The sequence below is a fragment of the Pantoea sp. RCC30.1 genome, from assembly GCF_058148845.1.
In genome coordinates, this window is record NZ_JBXUHX010000016.1 from 37,347 (window position 1) to 60,328 (window position 22,982).

General features: G+C 53.5%; 30 protein-coding genes. 20 read left to right on the forward strand and 10 right to left on the reverse strand.

What is annotated here, in order from left to right; translation table 11 throughout:
• Nucleotides 1–194: 194 nt before the first annotated feature.
• Entirely contained in the window at nucleotides 195–395 is a 201-nt protein-coding gene (locus tag AC2LB6_RS15005) for a hypothetical protein (protein ID WP_090960039.1), read from the forward strand.
• Between the two features lie 38 nt (nucleotides 396–433).
• On the opposite strand, the gene AC2LB6_RS15010 is transcribed toward AC2LB6_RS15005, so the two are convergent.
• Nucleotides 434–1,321 carry a glycosyltransferase family 17 protein gene (locus tag AC2LB6_RS15010; RefSeq protein WP_490094114.1) on the reverse strand — a complete coding sequence of 296 codons (888 nt, stop codon included), beginning with the start codon at nucleotides 1,319–1,321 and terminating at the stop codon, nucleotides 434–436.
• Between the two features lie 347 nt (nucleotides 1,322–1,668).
• On the opposite strand from AC2LB6_RS15010, the gene AC2LB6_RS15015 reads away from it, so the two are divergent.
• Nucleotides 1,669–2,025 carry a hypothetical protein gene (locus AC2LB6_RS15015; RefSeq protein ID WP_490094115.1) on the forward strand — a complete coding sequence of 119 codons (357 nt, stop codon included), beginning with the start codon at nucleotides 1,669–1,671 and terminating at the stop codon, nucleotides 2,023–2,025.
• Nucleotides 2,026–2,200: 175 nt separating this feature from the next.
• Here AC2LB6_RS15015 and AC2LB6_RS15020 read toward each other — a convergent pair whose 3' ends face one another.
• Together AC2LB6_RS15020 and fliE are read right to left on the reverse strand one after the other, a co-directional pair.
• The gene (locus AC2LB6_RS15020) at nucleotides 2,201–2,542 is read right to left on the reverse strand and encodes a hypothetical protein (RefSeq protein ID WP_490094116.1); all 342 of its coding nucleotides are present in this window, start codon (nucleotides 2,540–2,542) and stop codon (nucleotides 2,201–2,203) included.
• Between the two features lie 213 nt (nucleotides 2,543–2,755).
• Nucleotides 2,756–3,067 carry a flagellar hook-basal body complex protein FliE gene (gene fliE, locus AC2LB6_RS15025; protein ID WP_090960026.1) on the reverse strand — a complete coding sequence of 104 codons (312 nt, stop codon included), beginning with the start codon at nucleotides 3,065–3,067 and terminating at the stop codon, nucleotides 2,756–2,758.
• Between the two features lie 231 nt (nucleotides 3,068–3,298).
• Between fliE and fliF the strand changes: the two genes are divergently transcribed.
• From fliF to AC2LB6_RS15100, 15 genes are all read left to right on the forward strand, one after another.
• Nucleotides 3,299–5,023, forward strand: coding sequence for a flagellar basal-body MS-ring/collar protein FliF (gene fliF / locus AC2LB6_RS15030; protein ID WP_490094117.1), 1,725 nt, complete (start codon nucleotides 3,299–3,301; stop codon nucleotides 5,021–5,023).
• Complete coding sequence (gene fliG / locus AC2LB6_RS15035; RefSeq protein WP_090960019.1) at nucleotides 5,020–6,012, forward strand: flagellar motor switch protein FliG; 993 nt, start codon at nucleotides 5,020–5,022, stop codon at nucleotides 6,010–6,012. The genes fliF and fliG overlap by 4 nt, the downstream gene beginning before the upstream one ends.
• Nucleotides 6,005–6,697 (forward strand): flagellar assembly protein FliH, encoded by a 693-nt coding sequence (fliH, locus tag AC2LB6_RS15040; RefSeq protein WP_419138472.1) that lies wholly within the window; start codon nucleotides 6,005–6,007, stop codon nucleotides 6,695–6,697. The genes fliG and fliH overlap by 8 nt, the downstream gene beginning before the upstream one ends.
• Entirely contained in the window at nucleotides 6,697–8,058 is a 1,362-nt protein-coding gene (fliI, locus tag AC2LB6_RS15045) for a flagellar protein export ATPase FliI (protein WP_136198748.1), read from the forward strand. The genes fliH and fliI overlap by 1 nt, the downstream gene beginning before the upstream one ends.
• 28 nt (nucleotides 8,059–8,086) lie before the next feature.
• Nucleotides 8,087–8,530, forward strand: coding sequence for a flagellar export protein FliJ (gene fliJ / locus AC2LB6_RS15050; protein ID WP_003854478.1), 444 nt, complete (start codon nucleotides 8,087–8,089; stop codon nucleotides 8,528–8,530).
• The gene (locus AC2LB6_RS15055; RefSeq protein WP_490094118.1) at nucleotides 8,527–9,795 is read left to right on the forward strand and encodes a flagellar hook-length control protein FliK; all 1,269 of its coding nucleotides are present in this window, start codon (nucleotides 8,527–8,529) and stop codon (nucleotides 9,793–9,795) included. Before fliJ ends, AC2LB6_RS15055 begins: the two co-directional genes overlap by 4 nt.
• A gap of 127 nt (nucleotides 9,796–9,922) precedes the next feature.
• Nucleotides 9,923–10,408 carry a flagellar basal body-associated protein FliL gene (gene fliL, locus AC2LB6_RS15060; protein WP_090960008.1) on the forward strand — a complete coding sequence of 162 codons (486 nt, stop codon included), beginning with the start codon at nucleotides 9,923–9,925 and terminating at the stop codon, nucleotides 10,406–10,408.
• Between the two features lie 4 nt (nucleotides 10,409–10,412).
• Nucleotides 10,413–11,420 carry a flagellar motor switch protein FliM gene (gene fliM, locus AC2LB6_RS15065; RefSeq protein WP_003854473.1) on the forward strand — a complete coding sequence of 336 codons (1,008 nt, stop codon included), beginning with the start codon at nucleotides 10,413–10,415 and terminating at the stop codon, nucleotides 11,418–11,420.
• Nucleotides 11,413–11,820, forward strand: a complete 408-nt coding sequence (gene fliN / locus AC2LB6_RS15070) for a flagellar motor switch protein FliN (protein ID WP_090960006.1) — start codon at nucleotides 11,413–11,415, stop codon at nucleotides 11,818–11,820. Before fliM ends, fliN begins: the two co-directional genes overlap by 8 nt.
• A 10-nt stretch (nucleotides 11,821–11,830) precedes the next feature.
• The gene (fliO, locus tag AC2LB6_RS15075) at nucleotides 11,831–12,229 is read left to right on the forward strand and encodes a flagellar biosynthetic protein FliO (RefSeq protein ID WP_090960002.1); all 399 of its coding nucleotides are present in this window, start codon (nucleotides 11,831–11,833) and stop codon (nucleotides 12,227–12,229) included.
• Nucleotides 12,229–12,960: a flagellar type III secretion system pore protein FliP gene (gene fliP, locus AC2LB6_RS15080; protein ID WP_031593200.1), complete on the forward strand. Its 732-nt coding sequence runs from the start codon at nucleotides 12,229–12,231 to the stop codon at nucleotides 12,958–12,960. Before fliO ends, fliP begins: the two co-directional genes overlap by 1 nt.
• Before the next feature lie 26 nt (nucleotides 12,961–12,986).
• Nucleotides 12,987–13,256 carry a flagellar biosynthesis protein FliQ gene (gene fliQ, locus AC2LB6_RS15085; RefSeq protein WP_003854466.1) on the forward strand — a complete coding sequence of 90 codons (270 nt, stop codon included), beginning with the start codon at nucleotides 12,987–12,989 and terminating at the stop codon, nucleotides 13,254–13,256.
• On the forward strand, nucleotides 13,256–14,041 hold the full coding sequence (gene fliR, locus AC2LB6_RS15090; RefSeq protein WP_490094119.1) for a flagellar biosynthetic protein FliR: 786 nt from the start codon (nucleotides 13,256–13,258) through the stop codon (nucleotides 14,039–14,041). The genes fliQ and fliR overlap by 1 nt, the downstream gene beginning before the upstream one ends.
• A gap of 628 nt (nucleotides 14,042–14,669) precedes the next feature.
• Nucleotides 14,670–15,305, forward strand: a complete 636-nt coding sequence (gene rcsA / locus AC2LB6_RS15095) for a transcriptional regulator RcsA (protein ID WP_490094120.1) — start codon at nucleotides 14,670–14,672, stop codon at nucleotides 15,303–15,305.
• Between the two features lie 141 nt (nucleotides 15,306–15,446).
• Nucleotides 15,447–17,147 (forward strand): methyl-accepting chemotaxis protein, encoded by a 1,701-nt coding sequence (locus tag AC2LB6_RS15100; RefSeq protein WP_490094121.1) that lies wholly within the window; start codon nucleotides 15,447–15,449, stop codon nucleotides 17,145–17,147.
• Between the two features lie 108 nt (nucleotides 17,148–17,255).
• Here AC2LB6_RS15100 and dsrB read toward each other — a convergent pair whose 3' ends face one another.
• Complete coding sequence (gene dsrB, locus AC2LB6_RS15105; protein WP_090959991.1) at nucleotides 17,256–17,450, reverse strand: protein DsrB; 195 nt, start codon at nucleotides 17,448–17,450, stop codon at nucleotides 17,256–17,258.
• A 62-nt stretch (nucleotides 17,451–17,512) separates the two neighbouring features.
• A complete protein-coding gene (locus AC2LB6_RS15110; protein WP_003854456.1) occupies nucleotides 17,513–17,671 on the reverse strand; it encodes a YqaE/Pmp3 family membrane protein in 159 nt (52 codons plus the stop codon).
• Between the two features lie 316 nt (nucleotides 17,672–17,987).
• Here AC2LB6_RS15110 and AC2LB6_RS15115 point away from each other — a divergent pair, with 316 nt between their 5' ends.
• The 3 genes from AC2LB6_RS15115 (at nucleotide 17,988) to AC2LB6_RS15125 (ending at nucleotide 20,616) form a co-directional block, all read left to right on the forward strand.
• The gene (locus tag AC2LB6_RS15115) at nucleotides 17,988–18,206 is read left to right on the forward strand and encodes a DUF2525 domain-containing protein (protein WP_490094122.1); all 219 of its coding nucleotides are present in this window, start codon (nucleotides 17,988–17,990) and stop codon (nucleotides 18,204–18,206) included.
• Nucleotides 18,207–18,573: 367 nt separating this feature from the next.
• A complete protein-coding gene (locus AC2LB6_RS15120; protein WP_490094123.1) occupies nucleotides 18,574–19,365 on the forward strand; it encodes a mannosyl-3-phosphoglycerate phosphatase-related protein in 792 nt (263 codons plus the stop codon).
• 30 nt (nucleotides 19,366–19,395) lie between these two features.
• Entirely contained in the window at nucleotides 19,396–20,616 is a 1,221-nt protein-coding gene (locus AC2LB6_RS15125; protein WP_090959981.1) for a glycosyltransferase family protein, read from the forward strand.
• Nucleotides 20,617–20,701: 85 nt separating this feature from the next.
• Here AC2LB6_RS15125 and AC2LB6_RS15130 read toward each other — a convergent pair whose 3' ends face one another.
• The 5 genes from AC2LB6_RS15130 to AC2LB6_RS15150 all read right to left on the reverse strand — a co-directional run bounded on the left by AC2LB6_RS15130 (nucleotide 20,702) and on the right by AC2LB6_RS15150 (nucleotide 22,957).
• On the reverse strand, nucleotides 20,702–20,878 hold the full coding sequence (locus AC2LB6_RS15130; protein WP_490094124.1) for a YodC family protein: 177 nt from the start codon (nucleotides 20,876–20,878) through the stop codon (nucleotides 20,702–20,704).
• Between the two features lie 185 nt (nucleotides 20,879–21,063).
• On the reverse strand, nucleotides 21,064–21,195 hold the full coding sequence (locus tag AC2LB6_RS15135) for a hypothetical protein (protein ID WP_003854444.1): 132 nt from the start codon (nucleotides 21,193–21,195) through the stop codon (nucleotides 21,064–21,066).
• A 33-nt stretch (nucleotides 21,196–21,228) separates the two neighbouring features.
• Nucleotides 21,229–22,140, reverse strand: coding sequence for a DUF808 domain-containing protein (locus AC2LB6_RS15140; protein ID WP_490094125.1), 912 nt, complete (start codon nucleotides 22,138–22,140; stop codon nucleotides 21,229–21,231).
• 10 nt (nucleotides 22,141–22,150) lie between these two features.
• Nucleotides 22,151–22,426, reverse strand: a complete 276-nt coding sequence (locus AC2LB6_RS15145) for a hypothetical protein (RefSeq protein WP_090959971.1) — start codon at nucleotides 22,424–22,426, stop codon at nucleotides 22,151–22,153.
• A gap of 51 nt (nucleotides 22,427–22,477) precedes the next feature.
• Nucleotides 22,478–22,957, reverse strand: coding sequence for a very short patch repair endonuclease (locus AC2LB6_RS15150; protein WP_490094126.1), 480 nt, complete (start codon nucleotides 22,955–22,957; stop codon nucleotides 22,478–22,480).
• Between the last annotated feature and the right edge of the window lie 25 nt (nucleotides 22,958–22,982).

Here is a 22,982-nt window from a genome sequence, read left to right on the forward strand (position 1 = left end):
CATTTCAGCCTCATCGATTCCCCGTTAGCATGATTCTGCTGTACACACCCGAACATCGAAAAATGACGTGTTCAGTATGAGAGAAACTCCGATTAGCCCGCCTCTGGCGGGCTTTTTTTTGTTTTCAATCTGATGCGAATGCGGGATTTCAGGGCTGGTCTAGACTTAAGAGACTGGGACAAAAGGAGTGAAATATGTTTAAGCACAATACGAATGAAGAACGTAAGAAAGAAGGTGATGTCAGCAAAAGTCTGCCCGAAGCCGCGCCACATGCCGGTAATGCTTATGAGGAAGATGATCATCCCGCCACTGATGCCCCGAAAGATCATGGTGAAGTGCCGCGCAAAAATGATGACAGCCAGGATGATAAGAAAGATCCTTACAAAGCAAGCTGATGTGCGAGAGGCGCGCCCGCCGGGCGCGCTGGTCAGCGTTATGATTTAATGAGTTCTGTCAGCTGATGCTGATGTTCAACCAGCCAGTCGGGAAAGTGCTCAGCAGTAACCGGCACTATCTCCATCCTTCGCGATCGATTCCAGATATCAATATTGTTCTCAACGCAGCGCCGGATATGATCCGGATTGTTGAATTCTGGACAGTTATGTTCGGTATGGGAGATTGACGCCATTTTTTCACTGATGCGCTTATCGCTCATCACCCAGGAAAAATGCCATCCACCCTCTTTAATCACCTTTGTCCGGGCATGGAGCCATTTACGGCGCCACCAGCTTTCGCGTATCGGGGTCCCCCGGCGCTTAACGTTGCGCAGCAATTCTGGTTGTCCCATGAAAAAGGTACGTAGGGTTTTAAAGGTCACCATTTTTGCCAGTGTGGCACAGCGCGGTGTACCGTCGTTGTTTAATACGCGGACATTGAATTTAAAATTAAAATATTGCTGATGCAACGTCGTGCAAAGATGACGATGGCTGAATGCTTTAATCGCCTCGGGTCGGGGAATTTCATCGACGTCTGACACAATAATAATATCATCATCCTGTGCGCCGACCAGTCCTTGCATAATCTGATTGCGTGCAGTCGATTCATTTTCCCAGGGATCTGTCTCGCCCGCTTTAACCAGAGAGCTATTCGATTTAAAAGCCTGTTGATAAAACACAGGCGCAATATCGTTGACGACATAAATAATTTTATCGCGGAAACGATCGAACTTCTCAATATCAAAATTAAGGTTGCATCGCCGTTTACCGGTGAAGGTATAGCGCGATTCCACAATCACAAACCGGTCAACCACGTGCTCAAGTGTGTTAAGACGCATCTCAAGCAGGATATCTTCGTCATAGTATAAGAAACAGTCATAAATCATAATAATCAGAGGCACTTAAGTAGAAAAATATTCATCAGGAGACCTCTGTATATAAAGCGTAACAGTGATTAGACCGCCTGGTTGAAAGGCGGTTTAAGGTAAGCCTGATGGATGATGTAATTTACTGCGTTAAACTTTCCGTGTTTATAGTGAGCTGGCTAACAATATAGTAGCGTAATAAAATAATATTGATTCTCAGGGATATTCGTTTCTTTATTTATAAGGCCGGATGTTACATTTACTCAGCAATGCTAGCAATATTAAGCGCAATTTTTTGATTGAAAAAGAGCGGAACAGCCGATAACCGGATATTATGGGTTGACAAAATAACCATGATGGTTTAGCTGATGAAAAAAATAATGATTGCCCTGAGTCTGATTCTGCTGGGCGGATGCGTAGATATGGGACGGGTTGGATTGCACCCGGAAACGAAAACCGCTTATCTCGACGGTCATCCTTATCAGGTTGAATCCTGCCTGACCAAAGCGGCACAGGATAGGAGACTCTATCTGGAGCAGGATGATCCGCTGCCAAATGGCGGGAAGCGGTTTAACCTGGTGCAGGATAATGAAACCGTGGCCTGGGTTGAGATGGTAAAGTTCAGTCATCATCAGACCAGCGCAACGTTTTACTATGACCCAAAGGCATCGGATATCAGCGCGTCTGTTTCAGCAATGATCTCGGCGTGCAAAACATCTCATTAACTGCATCGCCAAAATGCATGGCATCAAAATCAGATGCTCAGGTGAATGAAATTTAGTTAACAGGCAGACGACGCGCAAGCGCAGGCGTGACAACCTGCATTATTGCTTATTAAGAGGCAGTTATCCGACCCACTTCAGGGCTGCGAATATCTGGAGTTTGCAGGGGTAACTTAACTTACTTTGCCGGTTCGCAATCATAGTCACCCCGGATACGGATCTGACTCTGACTGGTGCGGACGATTTCAGCTCTTAATAATCCTTTGCCATCCCGTGTCGTCTGCTCCATTTCCACCATCCCCGGCGCTTTGCTGTTTTTTACCAGCAGTTTTACCGTGGCGTTGTCGTAATCGCCCTTCTCTTTAGCAAACGTTACTTTCTGCGTTTTTGCCCGCTCCCCATTCACTGAATACCAGCCGCTTTTATCGGTTTTGAGATAGAACGGCCCGCACTGCGTGGCGGCAATGGCCGGGACAGACAAGCTGATTAACGACGTTATGAGGATGAGTTTTTTAAGCATAAGGTGGCGTCCTGCTGATGGGTGATGAGCCGACTGCGCCGAAGAGTGAGTGCCCTGCTGCACGGCTCGTAATAAAGAGCAGTATAGTCAATGACGCCTGCATCATAAGCAGTACAGGGTCATAGACTCAGCGAAGGAATCGGCTTTTATGCTGGCATTCCACACCTTAATCCGCAACGACGCAGATGCACGTTGATCAGCGTGATACGCTCACTAAACCTGCATATTCATAATTTCGCTATACGCCGACACCAGCTTGTTCCTGACCTGAATCCCCATCTGCATTGAGATTGAAGATTTCTGCAGATCGACCATCACATCATTCAGGGCGATACCGGGTTTCCCCATCTCGAAGTCCTGCGCCTGGGTGCGTGCGGTAGTCTGCGTCTCGCTGATCTTATCCAGCGCTGCTTTCATGGTCGCGCCGAAATCGATCTGATTAGGGGATTCACTGCTGCGGTTACTGGCCTGCAGTGAGGTCGCCTGTAGCTGCTGCAGAACGCCATCAATTGCCTGAATGGACATGAACGATACCTTATAAAGAGGGTGATATTTTTGATGTGAGCAAAAGTTAGCACGTTGTCAATGAGACAAAGCCGCTAAATGACATCAAAAACCCTACCTTATCCAGCCATCGAATTTTGGTTATCACCTAATAATGCCTGGCATTGAAGTGGAAATTTTATCTACGCAGGTCAGGGAGTCTGTTTTGCCATCTCAACTTACCCGGTCAATTACGTCAGGCAGGAAACGGTCATGAATGCGAGTACAGCCGCCACAACAGAACAAGAAAAGAAAGGCTTCGGTGACCTGTTTGCTCGCCTGCGCGCAAATCCGCGTATTCCTTTAGTCATCGCCGCTGCTGCCGTCATAGCAATCGTGATCGCGATGGTGCTCTGGGCGAAACAGCCATCTTATAGCGTCCTTTATAACAACCTCACTGATGAGGATGGCGGTGCCATCGTCACGCAGCTGACGGCGATGAACATCCCTTATCGCTTCGCCGAAAACGGCGGCGCATTAATGGTGCCTGAAGCAAACGTGCATGAGCTGCGTCTGCGTCTGGCTCAGCAGGGTCTGCCGAAAGGCGGCTCGGTTGGCTTCGAGTTGCTGGATAAAGAGAAGTTCGGTATCAGCCAGTTCAGCGAGCAGGTTAACTACCAGCGCGCGCTGGAAGGCGAACTGGCCCGCACCATCGAATCGCTCGGCCCGGTTAAAAGCGCCCGCGTTCATCTGGCGATGCCTAAACCCACCTTATTTGTACGTGAGCAGAAAGCGCCATCCGCCTCTGTCACCTTAACGCTGCAGCCAGGCCGTACGCTGGACGAAGGTCAGATTCAGGCCATCGCCCACATGGTTTCAAGCAGCGTCGCCGGTTTACCGCCGGGCAACGTGACGGTGGTCGATCAGACCGGCCGCCTGCTGACCCGTTCTGATTCTGCCGGTCGCGATCTGAATGATGCGCAGCTTAAGTACTCTTCTGAAGTTGAAGCGCGTTACCAGCAACGTATTGAAGCCATCCTGAATCCGATTCTCGGCCAGGGCAATGTGCATGCGCAGGTTACCGCGCAGATTAACTTCGACACCAGCGAGCAGACCGACGAGAAATATCAGCCTAACGCGAACCCGACGAACTCAGCGATTCGTTCGCGTCAGACCAGCACCAGCGATCAGTCAGGCAGCCCTTATCCGGGCGGCGTGCCAGGCGCACTCTCTAACCAGCCTGCGCCAGCCAACACCGCGCCGGTAACAACACCTAATAACAATGCAGCCAACGGTCAGGCCGCGAATGGTCAGAACAACGCAGCGAATAATGCTAACCAGACCACCAGCACCGCACCGGCCAGCTCAGGTCCAACCAACTCACGTCGTGATGACACGGTGAACTACGAGCTGGATCGCACCATCCGTCATACCAAGGTTAACGTCGGTGACGTACAGCGCCTGTCGGTTGCGGTGGTGGTGAACTTCCGTGCAGATGATAAAGGCAAAGCCGTTGCGCTGAACGAACAGCAGCTGAAGCAGATTGAAGACCTGACCCGCGAAGCGATGGGCTACTCCCAGAATCGTGGCGATAGCATCAACGTAGTGAACTCGCAGTTCAACACGACTGAGCCAGTGACCGCCGACCTGCCCTTCTGGCAACAGCAGTCCTTCTTTGATCAGTTGATGAACGCCGGTAAATGGCTGTTGATTGCCCTGGTAGCCTTCATCCTCTACCGCAAACTGGTTCGTCCGCACCTGGTTCGCAAGCAGGCCGCAGAGAAAGCCGCTGCTGAAGCCATTGCCGCTCGTGCGACTGAACAGCCGGAAGAAGAAGCCTTTAATGTGCAGCTCAGCAAAGACGAGCTGGATCAGGAACGTAAGTCTAACAACCGCATGAGCGCAGAAGTGATGAGTCAACGCATCCGCGACATGTCAGAAAACGATCCGCGCGTTGTAGCGCTGGTAATTCGCGAATGGATGAGTAAAGAGCTATGAGTCTGACCGGAACCGAAAAAAGCGCCATCCTCATGATGACCATTGGCGAAGAGCGCGCCGCGGAAGTTTTCAAACACCTGAACCAGCGTGAAGTGCAGCATCTGAGCGCCTCGATGGCCAACATGCGTCAGGTGTCCCATAAACAGCTGACCGAAGTACTGCGCGAGTTCGAAGCGGATGCCGAGCAGTTCGCGGCGCTGAGCCTGAACTCGAACGAATACCTGCGTTCAGTGCTGACACGTGCACTGGGCGAAGAGCGCGCCTCCAGCCTGCTGGAGGACATTCTCGAAACGCGCGAAACCACCAGCGGTATGGAAACGCTCAACTTTATGGAACCGCAGGCCGCCGCCGACCTTATTCGCGACGAGCATCCACAGATCATCGCGACCATCCTGGTGCACCTCAAGCGTGCCCAGGCCGCCGATATCGTGGCGCTGTTCGACGAACGTCTGCGTCACGATGTGATGCTGCGTATCGCGACCTTCGGTGGTGTGCAGCCAGCCGCGCTGGCCGAACTGACCGAAGTACTGAACGGCCTGCTGGATGGCACCAACCTCAAGCGCGCGAAGATGGGCGGCGTGAGAACGGCAGCCGAGATCATCAACCTGATGAAAACGCAGCAGGAAGAGGCCGTTATCGAAGCGGTACGCGACTTCGATGGCGAACTGGCACAGAAAATTATCGACGAGATGTTCCTGTTCGAAAACCTGGTGGCCGTGGACGACCGCAGCATCCAGCGTCTGTTGCAGGAAGTGGAGTCCGAGCAGCTGCTGGTCGCACTGAAAGGTGCCGAACAGCCACTGCGCGAGAAGTTCCTCAAGAACATGTCAGCCCGTGCAGCCGATATCCTGCGCGACGACCTGTCCAACCGGGGCCCGGTCCGTATGTCCGCAGTGGAAAACGAACAGAAAGCGATCCTGCTGGTGGTACGCCGCCTGGCCGAATCTGGCGAGATGGTGATTGGTGGTGGCGAGGAAACTTATGTCTGATGCATTTTCTGCCCGCCCCTGGCAGCTATGGCAGCCCAGCGATTTAGGCCGTTTTGATGAGCCTGAACCTGAGCTGCAGCCAGAAATTTACGAAGCACAGGATGGCGTTGATGAGCAGCAACAGCAGCTCGAACGTCTGCAGCAGCAGATGCGCAAAGAGGCGCAGAGCCAGGGTTACAACGAAGGCTATCAGCAGGGTGTGACCGAAGGACAGAAAGCAGGCTACGACGCCGGTTTTCAGCAGGGTCTGGCCGACGCCCAGCAGCAGCAGGCGCCACTTCAGGCGCGGATGCAGCAGCTGGTAACGGAGTTCCAGAACACGCTGGAATCCCTGGACAGCGTCATCGCTGCCCGTCTGATGCAGCTGGCGCTGGAAGCGGCTCGCTCGGTGATTGGTCAGGCGACCACGGTAGATGGCACCGCCCTGCTGCGCCAGATTCAGGGTTTACTGCAGCAGGAACCGATGTTCAGCGGCAAACCGCAGCTGCGTGTTCACCCGGATGATTTACAACGCATTGAGCAGACCCTGGGTCCGACACTGGATCTGCATGGCTGGCGTCTGATCGCTGACAGCACCCTGCATCCTGGCGGCTGCAAACTCAGCGCAGAAGATGGCGACCTGGATGCCAGCGTCGCGACGCGCTGGCAGGAACTCTGCCGTCTTGCTGCACCTGGAGAAATTTAATGACCACCCGTCTGAATCGCTGGCTTGGCTCGCTCGACGCCTTTGAGAAACGCATCGCCCAGGTGCAACCGGTGCGCCGTTATGGCCGCCTGACCCGCGCCACCGGCCTGGTGCTGGAAGCGACCGGCTTACAGCTGCCGCTGGGTGCGACCTGCGTGATCGAACGCAATGATGGCAAAACCATTAGCGAAATCGAAAGCGAAGTGGTGGGATTCAATGGTCAGAAACTGCTGATGATGCCACTGGAAGAAGTGGACGGCATTTTACCGGGTGCGCGGGTTTATGCGCGCCAGAACGGTGAGAACCCGCAGGCGGGTAAACAGATGATGCTGGGGCCGGAACTGCTGGGCCGCGTACTCGATGGCAGCGGCCGACCGCTGGACGGCCTGCCGTCGCCGGATACCGGCTATCGCGCACCGCTAAACACCCCGCCATTTAACCCGCTGCAGCGTACGCCGATTACCGACGTGCTGGATACCGGCGTGCGGGCGATCAACGCCCTGCTGACGGTCGGTCGCGGGCAGCGTATGGGCCTGTTCGCCGGTTCGGGCGTGGGTAAAAGCGTGCTGCTCGGCATGATGGCGCGCTACACCAAAGCCGACGTGATCGTGGTCGGTCTGATTGGCGAACGTGGCCGTGAAGTAAAAGATTTTATCGAGAACATTCTCGGTGCTGAAGGCCGCGCCCGTTCGGTGGTCATCGCCGCGCCGGCCGATGTGTCACCGCTGCTGCGTATGCAGGGTGCCGCTTACGCCACGCGCATCGCGGAAGATTTTCGCGACCGCGGCAAGCATGTGTTGCTGATTATGGATTCCCTGACCCGCTATGCCATGGCGCAGCGTGAGATTGCCCTGGCGATTGGTGAGCCGCCAGCGACCAAAGGCTATCCGCCTTCCGTGTTCGCCAAACTGCCTGCGCTGGTTGAGCGTGCCGGTAATGGCATCGACGGCGGCGGCTCAATCACCGCCTTCTATACAGTACTGACCGAAGGCGACGATCAGCAGGACCCGATTGCGGACTCCGCACGCGCCATTCTCGACGGCCACATTGTGCTGTCGCGTCGTCTGGGCGAAGCGGGCCACTATCCGGCCATTGATATTGAAGCCTCGATCAGCCGTGCGATGACCTCGCTGATCGATGAGAACCACTATGCACAGGTGCGCCAGTTCAAGCAGTTGCTCTCCAGCTTCCAGCGAAACCGCGATCTGGTCAGCGTCGGGGCCTATGCCGCCGGCAGCGATCCGATGCTCGATAAAGCGATCACGCTCTATCCGCAAATGGAAGCCTTCCTGCAACAGGGCATCTTTGAGCGCAGCGATTACGACGACGCCAGCCTGCATCTGCATGCGCTGTTTGGCTAGTCACAATGATTAACGCGAGGTAACGGCAATGAAAACTGCAAATGCCATCGATACGCTGCGCGACTTAGCGGAGCAGGATCTCGAACGTGCCGCCATTTATTTAGGCGATATGCGTCGCGGCCAGCACGCCGCTAACGAGCAGCTGACGATGCTGCTTGATTATCAGGACGAGTATCGCAATAAGCTCAACGATGACATGTCATCCGGTATCGCCAGCACCCGCTGGACCAACTATCACCAGTTTATTCAGACGCTGGAAAAAGCGATTGAGCAGCACCGCAACCAGCTCAATAACTGGAATCAGCGGCTGGAGCAGGCGCTGATTAACTGGCGCGACAAACAGCAGCGGCTGAACGCCTATCAGACTCTGATAACGCGCGCAGCGGAAAATGCATTACGACAGGAAAACCGTCTCGATCAGAAACGGATGGATGAATTTGCCCAACGGGCCGCATCGAGGAGAGGCGAATGATTACGCTGCCAAACATTGCCATGAAAGCATCGGTTAAAACCGACGCGGAACCATCAGTCTCAACTGACCTTGCAGTGGGTGAAGATGCCCTGCCTAAGGACTTTCTGACTGCGCTGGGAAACCAGTTGCTCGGCCTGGCTAAACAGCATGGGAAAGTGGCGCAATCCACTGACGCTAAAGCAGAAACGGCTGATGAAGCGCGCCCTAAGGCACCCCTGAATGCACTGATGGCGGCGCTGGATAATCCTGCTGCGCTGACCGCCCTGTTTAAACCTGAAAATATTAAAGGTGGGTCAAAATCAGCCGATGATAAAGACAAGCCGGACGTGGCACCCTTAAGCGCCACCGACATGCAAAATGTGCAGGCGTTGTTCGCCATGTTACCGGGTGCGGTGACGCAGACAGCGACCCCTTCGACCCCGGTCAGCAGTGAGGCGGGCGAGCTAATTGCCCAGACCGACACCGGCCGGAAGAGTCAGACTTCGCTGACGCAACTGCTGAACAGCGCACAGCAGAGCCATGCAGAAGGTGACGATGAGAAGGCTGAAGTCAGAAGCGACGCACAGAGCAAACCTGCCGTCACAACTGCCGCCAGCCAGAGCAACACCGCCGCGCAGAGTGCAACCAGCAATGGCCTGACGCTTGATAGCAGTTTCCAGCAGGCGCTGAGCAATATGGTTAAGCAGGATGATCAGGGTGCGATTAAAGCCAGTACCAGCGATAGCACGATCAACGCGATGCCCGTCGCCACCGCCAGCAGCCTGCCCGCTCCGGTGACCGCTTCCGCGACCATCAGCACCCCGTCAACGCCGACGCTGAACTCACAACTGGGCAGCGACGAATGGCAACAGGCGCTGAGTCAGCAGATTGTCATGTTCACTCGCAACGGCCAGCAGAACGCGGAGTTGCGTTTACATCCGGCAGACCTTGGCGCTATCCAGATCAGCCTGAAACTGGATAACGACCAGGCACAAATTAATCTGGTTTCCGGCCATAGCCACGTCAGAGCGGCACTGGAAGCCGCGATACCGCAGCTGCGCAGCGCGCTGGCAGAGAGCGGTATCAACCTGGGCGAGAGTCAGGTGAGCAGTGACAGTTCCGCGCAGGGCCAGCAATTCCAGCAGCAACAGGAGGCGCGCCGCGATGGACAGCATGGCCGCTTCTCCCTCACCCAGGACAGTGACACCGACATTACGCCGATCGCCGTTCCCGCCGCCCTTCAGGCTCGTGTTAGCGGCAATAGCGCCGTCGATACTTTCGCCTGACAGCGGCAAACGCTGAAGGTAAGCGTAAAACCCGCGTCTTATCTACCCATTGGTTTGACTTAAGACGCGGATAATCTGTCTCGTGAGCCGAGAGGCTTGCCTATAATTCACAGGAAGTAACTGCACCATGTCTGATAACGCGAAAGCAAAAGGCAGCAAACGTAAACTCTTAATACCAGTTTTGCTTATTTTGACGCTGGCCGCTTGTAGCGTGGCAGGCTATGCAGTCTGGCGAATGATGAATAAACATGAGGGCGATAAGCCTGAGGTGGCGAAAGTTGAACCGCCTCCCGCTCCGGTCTTTTTTGCACTTGATACATTTACGGTTAACCTGGTCAATCCCGACAACGATCCCGACCGCGTGCTCTACGTAGGCTTTACCCTGCGTCTGGCCGATGAGGATACCCGACGTCGGATGAATGACTATCTGCCTGAGGTGCGCAGCCGTTTGCTGCTGCTGCTCTCGCGTCAAAGCGCTGCGGCGCTGGCGACAGAGCAAGGAAAGCAGGCGCTTGTTGAACAAATCAAACAGGCGCTGACACCCCCGCTGGTAAAAGGTCAACCTCCGCAGGCTGTAAACGACGTGCTGTTTACTGCCTTCATTTTGAGGTGAATCAATGGGCGATAGCATTCTTTCCCAGGCTGAAATTGACGCCCTTTTAAACGGCGACAGCGGCAGCGCGGAAGAAGAAAAGAAACAAAACGGACCGGAAGGCGATATTCGTCCTTACGATCCGAATACCCAGCGCCGTGTGGTTCGCGAGCGTTTGCAGGCGCTGGAGATTATTAACGAGCGTTTTGCCCGTAGTTTCCGTATGGCGCTGTTTAACCTGTTGCGCCGTAGCCCGGATATCAGCGTCGGGGCGATCAAGATTCAGCCGTATCACGAGTTTGCCCGCAATCTGCCGGTGCCAACCAACCTGAACCTGATCCACCTGAAGCCGCTGCGCGGCACCGCGCTGGTGGTGTTCTCACCGAGCCTGGTGTTTATCGCTGTAGACAACCTGTTTGGTGGCGACGGACGCTTTCCGACCAAAGTCGAAGGCCGTGAGTTTACCCATACCGAGCAGCGCGTTATTCGCCGCATGCTGAAGCTGGCGCTCGATGGTTACAGCGACGCCTGGAAGGCTATTTATCCACTGGACGTCGAGTATGTACGTTCAGAGATGCAGGTAAAGTTCACCAACATCACCACTTCACCGAACGATATCGTGGTTAACACGCCGTTCCAGGTGGAGATTGGTAACCTGGTGGGTGAATTTAATATCTGCATCCCGTTTTCAATGATTGAACCGCTGCGCGAGCTGCTGGTGAACCCACCGCTCGAAAACTCCCGTCAGGAAGATAACCACTGGCGCGACAACCTGGTCAAACAGGTGCAGCACTCTGAGCTGGAACTGATTGCTCACTTTGCCGAAACCTCACTGCGTCTGTCACGGATTCTGCAGCTGAAACCCGGTGATGTGCTGCCGATTGAGAAACCTGAACGCATTATCGCGCATGTCGATAGCGTCCCAGTATTAACCAGCCAATATGGCACGATGAATGGTCAGTACGCGCTCCGTGTCGAACACCTGATTAACCCGATTTTGAATTCGCTGAACGAGGAACAGCCCCATGACTGACAGTAATAAACCGTCTGACGATGTCTCTGCGGACGATCTGTGGGCTGAAGCGATGAATGAGCAGGTCGGCAGCAGCAGTGCACCGCAGACCGACGAAGTCTTCAAATCATTCGACAGCGGCAATGTCGCTGGATCGCTGCAGGATATCGATCTGATTATGGATATCCCGGTGAAACTCACCGTGGAACTGGGTCGCACCAAGATGACCATTAAAGAGCTGCTGCGTCTGGCGCAGGGTTCCGTAGTGTCACTGGATGGCCTGGCAGGTGAACCGCTGGATATTCTGATCAACGGCTACCTGATTGCGCAGGGTGAAGTTGTGGTCGTGAACGACAAATATGGCGTTCGCATCACTGACATCATCACCCCATCTGAACGTATGCGTCGTCTGAGTCGCTAAGAGTCACATTATGAATAGCCAGAATCAAACGCTGCAACCGGCTGCACCGCACGCTCAGGCGATCTCGACCGGCTCTATGCTGGCTCAGGTCAGCAGCGTGTTAGCCGTGATTATCTTATTGATTCTGGCCTGCGCCTGGCTGGCGCGCCGTGTTGGCTTCGCGCCGAAAAAGGTCAGCAGCCAGGAGCTCAAACTTACAGCCAGCGTATCCGTGGGCCAGCGTGAGCGGGTGGTGATTATCGATACCCCTGATGCACGTCTGGTGCTGGGCGTCACTGCACAGCAGATTACCCATCTGCATACGCTGCCGCCGGGTGAACCGGTCTCTGTGACGCCGGTAAACAGTGCGCCACAGGATTTTCGTCAGCTGTTACAGAATCTGGTTAAACGTCCCGGAAAACCACAATGATGCGTCGACTGCTTCCTTTACTGCCACTGCTGTTACTGGCACCGGTTGCCCATGCCCAGTTGCCGGGCCTGGTGAGTCACTCACTGCCAAATGGCGGTCAGAGCTGGTCACTGCCGGTTCAGACGCTGGTCTTTATCACTGCGCTGACCTTTATTCCGGCCGTGCTGCTGATGATGACCAGCTTCACCCGTATCATCATTGTGTTCGGTTTACTGCGTAACGCCCTGGGTACGCCATCGGCGCCGCCTAACCAGGTGCTGCTGGGACTGTCGCTGTTTCTGACCTTCTTTATTATGGCGCCGACCTTCGACAAAATTTATCAGGACGCCTATCTGCCGTTCAGTCAGGACAAGATCAGCATGGACGTGGCAATTGATAAAGGTGCTCAGCCGCTACGCGAGTTTATGCTGCGTCAGACCCGCGAAGCTGATTTAGCCCTGTTTGCCCGTCTGGCGAATACCGCCCCGATTGCGGGTCCTGAAGCGGTGCCAATGCGTATTCTGCTGCCTGCTTATGTGACCAGCGAGCTGAAGACCGCATTCCAGATTGGTTTTACCGTGTTTATCCCGTTCCTGATCATCGACCTGGTGGTAGCCAGTGTGCTGATGGCGCTGGGGATGATGATGGTCCCACCAGCGTCTATCGCGCTGCCGTTTAAACTGATGCTGTTTGTTCTGGTCGATGGCTGGCAACTGCTGGTCGGTTCACTGGCGCAAAGCTTCTACTCCTGATCCCCCTTTTCTTACCGGAGCTACACATGACACCCGAATCAGTAATGGTAATGGGACAGGAAGCGATGCGCGTCGCCCTGATGCTGGCCGCCCCGCTGCTGCTGGCAGCCCTGGTCAGCGGTCTGCTGATCAGCCTTATCCAGGCGGCGACCCAGGTCAACGAACAGACCTTATCCTTTATTCCTAAGATCCTGGCAGTAGCGACCACCGGTATCATTGCTGGCCCGTGGATGCTGAATCTGCTGCTGGACTATATCCGTACCGTCTTTACCAACCTGCCTTACATCATCGGCTGATGATTACTCTCGATAGCAGTCAGCTGGTTCAGTGGGTCAGTCAGTTCTTCTGGCCCCTGGTGCGCATCATGGCGTTATTCGCCACCGCACCGATCCTCAATGAACGATCTATCAGCAAGCGTGTCAAAATCGGTCTGGCGGTGATGATCACCTGGCTGGTGATGCCGTTGTTACCGGCTGTTAACGTCACCCTGTTTTCACCGCCCGGCTTTCTGTTGCTGATTCAGCAGATGCTGATTGGTATCGCGCTCGGCTTCACCATGCAGTTCGCTTTTGCTGCTGTACGCCTGGCCGGTGAAGTGATTGGGTTGCAGATGGGTATCTCGTTCGCGACCTTTTTCGATCCTGGCAGCCGTCTTAACATGCCGGTTCTGGCCCGTTTTCTCGACATGCTGGCGATGCTGCTGTTCCTGACCTTTAACGGACACCTTTGGCTGATTTCGCTGCTGGTGGACAGTTTCCATACGCTGCCGATTGGCGGTGAGCCGATAAATGCCAACGCGTTTATGGCGCTGGTGAAGGCGGGCGGATTAATTTTCCTTAACGGCATGATGTTAGCGCTGCCGTTAATCGTTTTGTTACTCATGGTAAATCTGGTACTGGGTTTGTTAAACCGTGTTTCACCACAGTTATCAATCTTCGCGATTGGCTTCCCGATTACCTTATCAGTCGGAATTTTAACCATCAGCTTGCTGATGCCTCTGCTAGCCCCGTTCTGTGAGCATTTGTTCGGTGAAATATTTGATTTACTCGCCCTGTTCCTGACAGAACTATCCCGCCCCTGAACATTAAGTTTCTAACTACCTTTGCATTACAACACTTAAGAATTGCAAAACTATCCATGCATTTTCAGAACCATGTTTTCCAGAATGCAACTAAGGAAATTCTGATAAATGTGCTGAGAGTCTGAAAATAATTCTTATTAAACCAGGCTTCGCGTATTTTAGTGGGGTGGTTCACAGAAGCTGTCAGACTGTGAATGTGCAGGCAAAATCGGCAATACACTGTATTTACAAGAAAAAAATCTTTAAGTGATTTTTCTTGTTAAAAAATGTTTTTTCCGGCATTGTCAACGCACGCTGAGACATCACACTTTCGTAAAACAAATGTTTTTGAGAATTGTCCTATCAGAAAACGTCCTGTTTTCAGAGATAGTGACACAGCTCTCAAAAAAATGAGCTTTACTGAATCTCCGGCATCTCACTGGCAATCCCCGCCATTGCCGGAGGATATGTGACGTCATGGCAGCACAAATTTTTTGCAGAACGGGTCAGGGATGAAGACTTTTACGGGCGTTTGCCCGTTGCCAAACTGCACGAGCAGAATAAAAAAGTATTTAAGAAATCTCTCTCGTACCGCAACGCGTATTCATCGTTGATTTAAACGGATAACAAATTGGTGAGGGTCGCTATTATGCCAACTATTATTATGGATTCCTGCAACTACACACGCCTGGGATTATCAGACTATATGTCTTTAAAAGGAGTTAAGAAGAAAAATATCTCTTCTGTCTCCGATATTGAGCAACTACAGCAGAAATGTGAACAATTAAACCCTGGTGTCGTCTTTATTAATGAAGATTGCTTCATTCATGAGGCAGACTCCAGTGAACGTATCCGCACCATTATTACGCAGCATCCCGATACGCTGTTTTTTATATTCATGGCGATTAGCAATATCCATTTTGAAGAATATCTCTACGTTCGTAAGAACCTGATTATTACGTCAAAAGCGATGAAGACATCGACCCTGGACTCTTTACTCGGCACCTATTTGCAGAAGAAGCTTAACCAGTCTACACGCATCTCTTCGGGCATGGATGTTCATCCATTAACCCTGAGCCAGACTGAGTCAAACATGCTGAAGATGTGGATGTCAGGTCATGATACCATCCAGATCTCAGATAAAATGCAAATTAAGGCCAAAACGGTATCGTCACACAAAGGTAATATTAAACGCAAAATCAAAACCCATAATAAGCAGGTTATTTATCATGTGGTGCGTTTGACCGATAATGTGACCTCGGGTATTTACGTTAATATTCGCTGATCGTAAAACCTGAATAACCGGCCTTTATGGCCGGTTTTTTTTTGCTTAAAATTGCGATCCACGTCTCACTCTTACTGCTAACCTTTTACGCTCTTTTGCCGATGTTATGCCTTATAACAACAGCCTCAAGAGAGCAAGGATATGAACACTGCATTAGATAATGATGGACAGAAAAGCGCAGGCATCTGGCAGAATCTCCGCCTGGTGCCGCTGTTTAGCCTGATCTTCGGCGGCATTTTGCTGCTGTTCGCACTCTGTATTGGTGTCGCCAGTTACTTTCTGATTTTAGGTAATCACTCCCTTGGTGATGCCACGGATGAGATTCAGGTTCGTATGGGCCTCTCTAACAGTTCAAACCACCTGCGTACTGCGCGTCTGACCATTATTCAGGCCGGTGCTGCTGCGCGTATTGGTGACATGGACGAGTTTCGCGCCAACGTGGCTGCGGCTGAAAAACGTATTCAGCAGGCAAAAGATGGCTTTGCTGTTTATCAGGCACGTGAAGTGAAGACCCCTGCTGACACTGAAATGGACGCCACGCTGCAGGCTCGTTTCAACGATTACATTACTAAAGGCCTGATACCGATGATCGAGGCCGGTAAGCAGGGCAGCTTCGAGGGGATTATCGCGCAGGAGACGGACGTAACCCGCAAGCTGGATGAAGACTATAACGCGGTGTTACTGAAGGCCATCAGGATCCGTACTGACCGCGCCAATGCCATTACTGCAGAAGCCGATCATCAGTCACGCATCGGCTTTATCTCTATGGCCGTGGCGTTCAGCGCCGCACTGGTGCTGGTGCTGCTGACCTTTGTCTTCCTGCGTCGCGTGGTGATTAATCCGCTGCGCCAGTCGGTGATGCGTATCGAACGCATTGCGCAGGGTGATCTGACCTCCGCTCCCCTGCCCTTTGGTCGCAGTGAGATTGGTACGCTGATCCACAATCTGCAGCTAATGCAACAGTCGCTGGTGACCACTGTGGGAACGGTGCGTGAAGGCGCTGTGGCAATTTATCAGGGCTCCAGCGAAATCTCAGCCGGTAACACCGATCTCTCTTCCCGCACCGAGCAGCAGGCCGCAGCACTGGAGCAGACGGCTGCCAGCATGGAAGAGCTGACCGCCACGGTGAAGCAGAACGCCGAAAATGCCCATCACGCCAGCCAGCTGGCAGCGGATGCTTCTGGTAAAGCGCGCAGCGGTGGCGATCTGGTCAATAGCGTGGTGAAAACCATGACCAATATCTCCGGCAGCTCGAAGAAGATCGCTGAGATTACCAACGTCATTAACAGCATTGCATTCCAGACCAACATCCTGGCGCTGAACGCAGCAGTAGAAGCGGCACGTGCCGGTGAACAGGGTCGTGGTTTTGCGGTGGTGGCCAGCGAAGTGCGCAGTCTGGCCCAGCGCAGTGCGCAGGCGGCCAAAGAGATTGAATCCCTGATTGCTGAGTCGGTCACGTTAATCAAGGACGGTTCGCATCAGGTTGGCGAAGCCGGCAGCACTATGGGTGAGATTGTCGAAGCTGTTCGTCGCGTCACCGATATCATGTCGGAGATTGCAGCGGCGTCAGACGAGCAGAGCCGCGGTATTCAGCAGGTGAGCCAGGCGGTCACCGAGATGGATAACGTTACCCAGCAGAACGCCTCACTGGTGGAAGAGGCTTCTGCCGCAGCGGCCTCTCTGGAAGACCAGGCAGGTAAACTGACGCAGGCGGTAGCAGCATTCCGCCTGCAGGATTCCCCCGCTACTGCGGCTCCACGTGCCTCAGCCCCGTTAAAAACACCGGCTCAGGCTCCGCGTCCGGCTCTGGCCACCGGAACTGATAACTGGGAAACCTTCTGAGGACATTCCGGTTGATATTCAGCGGCTGATGTCAGCCGCTTAATCACCCACAGCAAAAAGCCGCCTTTCCGGCAGTCGGAAAGGCGGCTTTTTTAATGCGCGTCAGGCTCAGGCGTCGTGGTATGGCTCTACAAAAATGCCATCTGGCTGGTGAGTCTCGTTAAAAAACCAGATGCCCAGCGGATAATCTTCCAGCGCCACCAGGAACATGGTGCCTTCATTAAACGGCTCCATCGCCAGAATGGTGCCAATGCGACGTGGGCCGCCATCGGTTTTGACGCTGACGCGGTCATTTACCTTCATTTCGGTTCTCCTGATTATTTACTGAGTACAGTCTAAACGAAGAACCATGCCGATGCAGCGCGTTAGCGGCGGGCAATGACCCAGACGGCGTGAATGATACCGGGAATATAACCACAAATCGTCAGCAGGATGTTCAGCCAGAAGGCGCCACCAAAACCGACCTGCATAAACACGCCCAGCGGTGGCAGCAGAATCGCGATAATAATTCTTAAAATGTCCATAACCATTCCTTTAGGTATTGATAAAAATCAGCTTTATTAACAACTATAGCTGAATCTGCTCTGTTAAGGCGCAAAGTCAGGTAAATCTGAGTAAGGACGGACTTTTGCAATTTCTTAACATTTCACCGCAAGACTTCTTACGCGCCGGGCATTTACACTCCTTCTACTGCACCACCCCCATAGGTGCAGCCAACCTAAAAGTAACAAGGATTTTGCCCGCGCAGCGCGGGCTTTTTTTTGCCTGCGATCTGCCCACCCCCGCCTTTCTGCATCGCGTTCTATACTGAATATTCTGTTTGCTCTCAGGAGTCTGAAAATGACAGACGAAAAACAGCACAGCGAGGGTCAGCCGTCGGATTTGCAGGTTGATGTCGAGGGTTTACTGGCGGCGATTCAAGCCAGAACGTCAGGAGAGATAAAGGAGTATATGGATCAGGGGCAGACGCCACGGCTGGAAGTTGAAGGACAGGTTTACCACTCCTATACCGAACTGGCGGAGGCGTTTGAAATCGACATTTCTAACTACCGAGCCTGAGAAATCAGCCGATGAAATCGATTTCAAAAAAATACCCGGCGGGATGGCCGGGTAAAAAATTCAATTCGTTACACCAGGGAATTCTTAACACCTCTGCAGATTACGCTATCCCGATTCCTAAACAAGCATCAGATAAGCACGTTTCTGCAACATACCGGGTAATTATGACGCAACTTTTACTGGAAAAACCGCCCCTGCCAGTAACTTAGCTCCGCACACTTCATGCATCCCCCCTCTTTTATGCCGGTGACTTTAAGAATTATCCTGGATTTAGCGCCAGTGTGGCAGGAAAAAATGTGAGCCATATTCAACTATAATATTGAAAAATCGCTGCTTTAGCCGCGAACGTGATGAAAGGAGCCTGTAAATGCCCGATCTCCACCAGCCGTTAATGGTTATTACCGATCTGGATGGTTCACTTCTTGACCATCATACCTATCGCTGGGATGCGGCCACCGAGTGGCTCACCCTGCTGAAACAGTACGAAGTTCCGCTGGTTATCTGTTCCAGCAAAACGGCAGCCGAGATTATTCCGCTGCAAAAAAGGCTCGGCATCAGCGGTTCGCCCTTTATTGCTGAAAATGGTGCCGTGGTGCAGACGCACGATCAACAGCGGATCCGCCTGCCCGACAATACGCTGACCTATGACGTCATCTGTCAGCGGCTGGCTGCTTTGAAAGCCGACTTCCGTTTTACCGGCTTTCATGACTTCTCTGATCCGGAAGTTTCTTCGATGACCGGCCTGAGCGAGGCGGAATCGGCGCTATCGCGTGAGCGCGACGCTTCAGAAGTCATTGTCTGGCGCGACAGTGATGAAGCGTTTGACCGTTTCCATGACGCGTTGCGTGCAGAGGGCCTGGCGCTGACGCAGGGCGGCCGTTTCTGGCATGTCATGCCCGCAGGCAGCGGCAAAGGTGAAGCGCTGCGCTGGCTGCTGGATCACTCACCCGGAGAGGCGCGCACGACCATCGGACTGGGTGACGGGCCTAACGATGCCCCGATGCTGGATGCGGTTGACTATGCTGTGGTCATCAGGGGCTACAGTAAAACACCGGTCACACTCAGCCGGACCGACCAGCAGCAGGTCTATCACACCGCTCATCATGGCCCTGAAGGGTGGCGTGAAGGGCTGGACTATTTTTTGACTCAACCTCAATAAGCTGCCCACGGGCATTAAAAGGATGATGCGATGAGTGACTTTTATCAGAATGGCGTAATCACTAACTTCCACAACCTCACCCACCGTAGCGTGGAGTCGCTGGAAAAAGAGATGGTACGCTTTGCCCGCAAACGCAAAATGGGGCTAATCCTGCCATCGCTGTTTTCCGAACTTGAAGGCCCGGCCCTGACAAAAATCGTCGATGAGCTGGCGAAAGTGCCCTATCTGGATGAGATCGTGATTGGTCTGGATCGTGCCGACCGCGACCAGTTCCTGTTTGCCCGCGAGTTCTTCTCCCGCCTGCCGCAACGGCATCGCATTCTGTGGAACGATGGTCCGCGTCTGAAGGCGATTGATGCAGAGCTGGATAAAGAGGGCCTGTCGCCGACCAATCCCGGCAAAGGACGCAATGTCTGGTTCTGCACTGGCTATACGCTGGCGTCGGACCGCACCAGCTGTGTGGCGCTGCATGACTGCGATATCGTGACCTATGAGCGCGGGATGCTGGCGCGTCTGCTCTACCCACTGGCTAATCCGTCATTTCAGTATGAGTTCTGTAAAGGCTTCTATGCACGCGTCGCGGATGGCAAGCTTAATGGCCGCGTAGGCCGTCTGCTGGTCGGGCCGCTGCTGCGCTCGCTGCAGAAAGTCTATGGTCATTCAGAGTATCTGGATTACCTGTCGAGCTTCCGCTATCCGCTCTCCGGGGAGTTCGCCATGCGGACGCATGTGCTGAACGGCATCAAAATTCCTGGCGACTGGGGTCTGGAAATTGGTGTGCTGTCGGAGATTTACCGTAACTACACGACCCGTCAGTCATGCCAGGTTGAGATCGCCGACAATTACGATCACAAACACCAGCCACTGGCGGAAGATGATGGTACCGGCGGTCTGAAGCGCATGAGTAGCGATATCGTCCAGTCACTGCTGCGTAAGCTCGCCACCATGGGTGTGCCGCTGACCAGCGACTCGTTCCGTGTTCTGAAGGCAACCTATTACCGTAATGCGCTGGATATGATGGAGACCTATAACCATGAGGCGGCGATGAACGGGCTGAAGTTTGATCAGCACGTAGAAGAGGCAGCGGTAGAAATGTTTACCCAGTCGATTCTGGAAGCGGGACAGGCCTTTATCGAGCGGCCAAACGATAAGCCGTTTATACCGAGCTGGAGTCGCGTGCAGTCCGCTTTCCCGGACGTATTGCAGCGCATCTATCAGGCTGTGGAAGAGGATAACGACGGTAACGTCTGAAACAGGGCGGCACAGGGAGCGTGCCGGGCCATAAAGCAGCAGAAAGCGGGCCTGGCGGGTCACTGGACCCACAGGCCTGATGTTATCAGCTCGCCAGTTGCTCAGAATTCAGTGCACACAGCTCATCGCTATGAAACGCTTCGCTGCGCACGGCATAGCCGTCATACCAGCGGCACTCCACCATGCCACTCGCGTAGCCGGTCACCACCATCGTCTGTCCCTGTTCCTTGTGCTGCACTTCTTCACTGATTGCGAAAACCATGTTGCGCTCCTTAAATGGATGTTACTAACCTGAGTGATTATTGTCTTTATAGCAGGCGAATACGGTTCCTGCCTGTTAAGGCACGTAAAAAAAGGGCAAATTCAGAATTAAGCAGAGGGTTATGCGGAAAATAAAAAAAGCGGATAAGAAAACTTATCCGCTTTGATGAAGTTTTGACGCTGACGTCAGATTTTACAGCCTTCGCAATCGGCTTCGTCGCCGAGATCATCCGGTACTTCGCTGGCTTTTTTCTCTGCTTTCGCTTCAGCCTGCTCAAGTTGTGCGTCGATATCAAATTCAAACATGTCGTCGTTCATCGTCATTCTCCTGACCGTAATTCACAGTGCGCTTTATACCGATTTTCCGCGCACTCTGGCAATAAGGTTGACCACTAAGAGCACGATCGACCCAATGATAAAACCGAGCACCAGGTTGGCGCCATTGCTCAGCAGCATAGCGATCCAGCCGCTGAAGCCGCCACTGACTTCCTCAATGAGATGATGCAGAGGCGCGATGCCATGCACCACGATACCGCCACCGACCAGGAACATCGCGATGGTGCCGACGACCGAAAGAATTTTCATCAGCCAGGGCGCGGCAGCCAGCAGTACGCTGCCGATCCCCTGCGCAAGGCGTGAGGTTTTCTCACGCAGCCAGAAGCCAAGGTCATCAATTTTTACGATGGCGGCCACGATGCCATATACGCCAATGGTGACCAGAATCGCGATGCCCGCCAGGATAATCACCTGATTGAGCAGCGGCGCTTCCGACACAATGCCTAAGGTAATCGCGACGATCTCGGCAGAGAGAATGAAGTCGGTGCGCACCGCGCCTTTGATCTTCTTCTTCTCAAACTCTGCGGCATTCTGATTTGCCAGCGAATCGAGTCGCTGCTTACGCGCTTCCGGCGATTTGCTGTGCTTGTCCTGTTGCAGGGTGTGCATCACCTTCTCCACGCCTTCATAGCAGAGATAGGCACCGCCGATCATCAGCAGCGGCGTAATCAGCCAGGGCGCAAACGCGGAGATAATCAGCGCCAGCGGCACCAGGATCAGTTTGTTGAGAAACGATCCCTTGGCAACGCCCCACACTACCGGCAGCTCACGGTTGGCCTTAACGCCGGTGACCTGCTGTGCATTCAGCGACAAATCGTCGCCCAGTACGCCAGCGGTTTTTTTCGCCGCCACTTTCCCCATGACGGAAATATCGTCCAGAAGTGTTGCAATATCATCAAGTAAAGTCAGTAAACTGGTGCCTGCCAAAATCTTATCCTTAGTCTGGTTCGTTATGTTGACAACATGGGCAGCGCTCAATTTCCGTAACGGTCATCTCGGCGATGCCCTCACAATCCCACTCCACCCGCACCGTCTCGCCTGCTGCTCCTTCAGCATGCAAATATTTGCTGACCGGGCTTTCGGTCATGCCGGTGATCTCCTCCGTGGCGATAAGCCTGTCGCCGCAGTAAACCCGCGCGGTCGCTTTGGTGTTCACCATCCGTTCGTCACGAATCTGGTAAAGGCGTTTTACCGTCAGTTTTATGCTGCTCATTAAGGCTCCTGGCCACGGAGAAAGCGCAGATCTAACCAATTATGTCCCTGATTAGCAATCGGCGTTGTAATGATGGATGCCCTGATGGTCGATCTCGGCACTCTCCGACATCGCCAGCAGCCACTCCTCCAGCCGTTCCAGCAGGTCCTGATCGCCCAGGCGCAGCTTGCCGCGAAGGGCACACTCCCAGATGATCAGCACTTTCCAGCCGCCTTCCTGCAGCTGGCGTACATAGCGCCGGTCGCGTTCAACATTACTGTTGATTTTGCCGGTCCAGAACTCTGTGCGCGTCGCCGGCATTTTAAACAGATAGCAGTGGTGACGATGCCAGAAGCAGCCATGAACAAAGATAATCGCCTGCTGTTCTGTCAGAACGAAATCGGGCCGTCCCGGCAGATTTTTATCCTGCACACGAAAGCTGAACCCCCGGTCTTTCAGCAACAGCGCAATACGTTGCTCAATGGCCGTATCCTGAGCGCGAATGGCACGCATATTTTTGCTGCGTGTTTCGCTGGAGTGAACATCAGCCATAACCTCTCCTTTTTTGCTGGTTCAG

Excerpts from the sequence above, each read along its gene's own strand:
- AC2LB6_RS15110 (WP_003854456.1), bottom strand. The coding sequence starts at position 17,671 with ATGGACATTTTAAGAATTATTATCGCGATTCTGCTGCCACCGCTGGGC.
- fliN (WP_090960006.1), top strand. The coding sequence starts at position 11,413 with ATGACTGACAGTAATAAACCGTCTGACGATGTCTCTGCGGACGATCTG.
- AC2LB6_RS15150 (WP_490094126.1), bottom strand. The coding sequence starts at position 22,957 with ATGGCTGATGTTCACTCCAGCGAAACACGCAGCAAAAATATGCGTGCC.
- AC2LB6_RS15020 (WP_490094116.1), bottom strand. The coding sequence starts at position 2,542 with ATGCTTAAAAAACTCATCCTCATAACGTCGTTAATCAGCTTGTCTGTC.
- rcsA (WP_490094120.1), top strand. The coding sequence starts at position 14,670 with ATGCCAACTATTATTATGGATTCCTGCAACTACACACGCCTGGGATTA.
- AC2LB6_RS15055 (WP_490094118.1), top strand. The coding sequence starts at position 8,527 with ATGATTACGCTGCCAAACATTGCCATGAAAGCATCGGTTAAAACCGAC.
- AC2LB6_RS15145 (WP_090959971.1), bottom strand. The coding sequence starts at position 22,426 with ATGAGCAGCATAAAACTGACGGTAAAACGCCTTTACCAGATTCGTGAC.
- AC2LB6_RS15015 (WP_490094115.1), top strand. The coding sequence starts at position 1,669 with ATGAAAAAAATAATGATTGCCCTGAGTCTGATTCTGCTGGGCGGATGC.
- AC2LB6_RS15120 (WP_490094123.1), top strand. The coding sequence starts at position 18,574 with ATGCCCGATCTCCACCAGCCGTTAATGGTTATTACCGATCTGGATGGT.
- AC2LB6_RS15100 (WP_490094121.1), top strand. The coding sequence starts at position 15,447 with ATGAACACTGCATTAGATAATGATGGACAGAAAAGCGCAGGCATCTGG.
- fliJ (WP_003854478.1), top strand. The coding sequence starts at position 8,087 with ATGAAAACTGCAAATGCCATCGATACGCTGCGCGACTTAGCGGAGCAG.
- AC2LB6_RS15135 (WP_003854444.1), bottom strand. The coding sequence starts at position 21,195 with ATGAACGACGACATGTTTGAATTTGATATCGACGCACAACTTGAGCAG.
- fliR (WP_490094119.1), top strand. The coding sequence starts at position 13,256 with ATGATTACTCTCGATAGCAGTCAGCTGGTTCAGTGGGTCAGTCAGTTC.
- fliI (WP_136198748.1), top strand. The coding sequence starts at position 6,697 with ATGACCACCCGTCTGAATCGCTGGCTTGGCTCGCTCGACGCCTTTGAG.
- dsrB (WP_090959991.1), bottom strand. The coding sequence starts at position 17,450 with ATGAAGGTAAATGACCGCGTCAGCGTCAAAACCGATGGCGGCCCACGT.
- fliF (WP_490094117.1), top strand. The coding sequence starts at position 3,299 with ATGAATGCGAGTACAGCCGCCACAACAGAACAAGAAAAGAAAGGCTTC.
- fliM (WP_003854473.1), top strand. The coding sequence starts at position 10,413 with ATGGGCGATAGCATTCTTTCCCAGGCTGAAATTGACGCCCTTTTAAAC.
- AC2LB6_RS15125 (WP_090959981.1), top strand. The coding sequence starts at position 19,396 with ATGAGTGACTTTTATCAGAATGGCGTAATCACTAACTTCCACAACCTC.
- AC2LB6_RS15010 (WP_490094114.1), bottom strand. The coding sequence starts at position 1,321 with ATGATTTATGACTGTTTCTTATACTATGACGAAGATATCCTGCTTGAG.
- AC2LB6_RS15005 (WP_090960039.1), top strand. The coding sequence starts at position 195 with ATGTTTAAGCACAATACGAATGAAGAACGTAAGAAAGAAGGTGATGTC.
- AC2LB6_RS15130 (WP_490094124.1), bottom strand. The coding sequence starts at position 20,878 with ATGGTTTTCGCAATCAGTGAAGAAGTGCAGCACAAGGAACAGGGACAG.
- fliQ (WP_003854466.1), top strand. The coding sequence starts at position 12,987 with ATGACACCCGAATCAGTAATGGTAATGGGACAGGAAGCGATGCGCGTC.
- fliE (WP_090960026.1), bottom strand. The coding sequence starts at position 3,067 with ATGTCCATTCAGGCAATTGATGGCGTTCTGCAGCAGCTACAGGCGACC.
- fliH (WP_419138472.1), top strand. The coding sequence starts at position 6,005 with ATGTCTGATGCATTTTCTGCCCGCCCCTGGCAGCTATGGCAGCCCAGC.
- fliO (WP_090960002.1), top strand. The coding sequence starts at position 11,831 with ATGAATAGCCAGAATCAAACGCTGCAACCGGCTGCACCGCACGCTCAG.
- AC2LB6_RS15115 (WP_490094122.1), top strand. The coding sequence starts at position 17,988 with ATGACAGACGAAAAACAGCACAGCGAGGGTCAGCCGTCGGATTTGCAG.
- fliL (WP_090960008.1), top strand. The coding sequence starts at position 9,923 with ATGTCTGATAACGCGAAAGCAAAAGGCAGCAAACGTAAACTCTTAATA.
- fliP (WP_031593200.1), top strand. The coding sequence starts at position 12,229 with ATGCGTCGACTGCTTCCTTTACTGCCACTGCTGTTACTGGCACCGGTT.
- fliG (WP_090960019.1), top strand. The coding sequence starts at position 5,020 with ATGAGTCTGACCGGAACCGAAAAAAGCGCCATCCTCATGATGACCATT.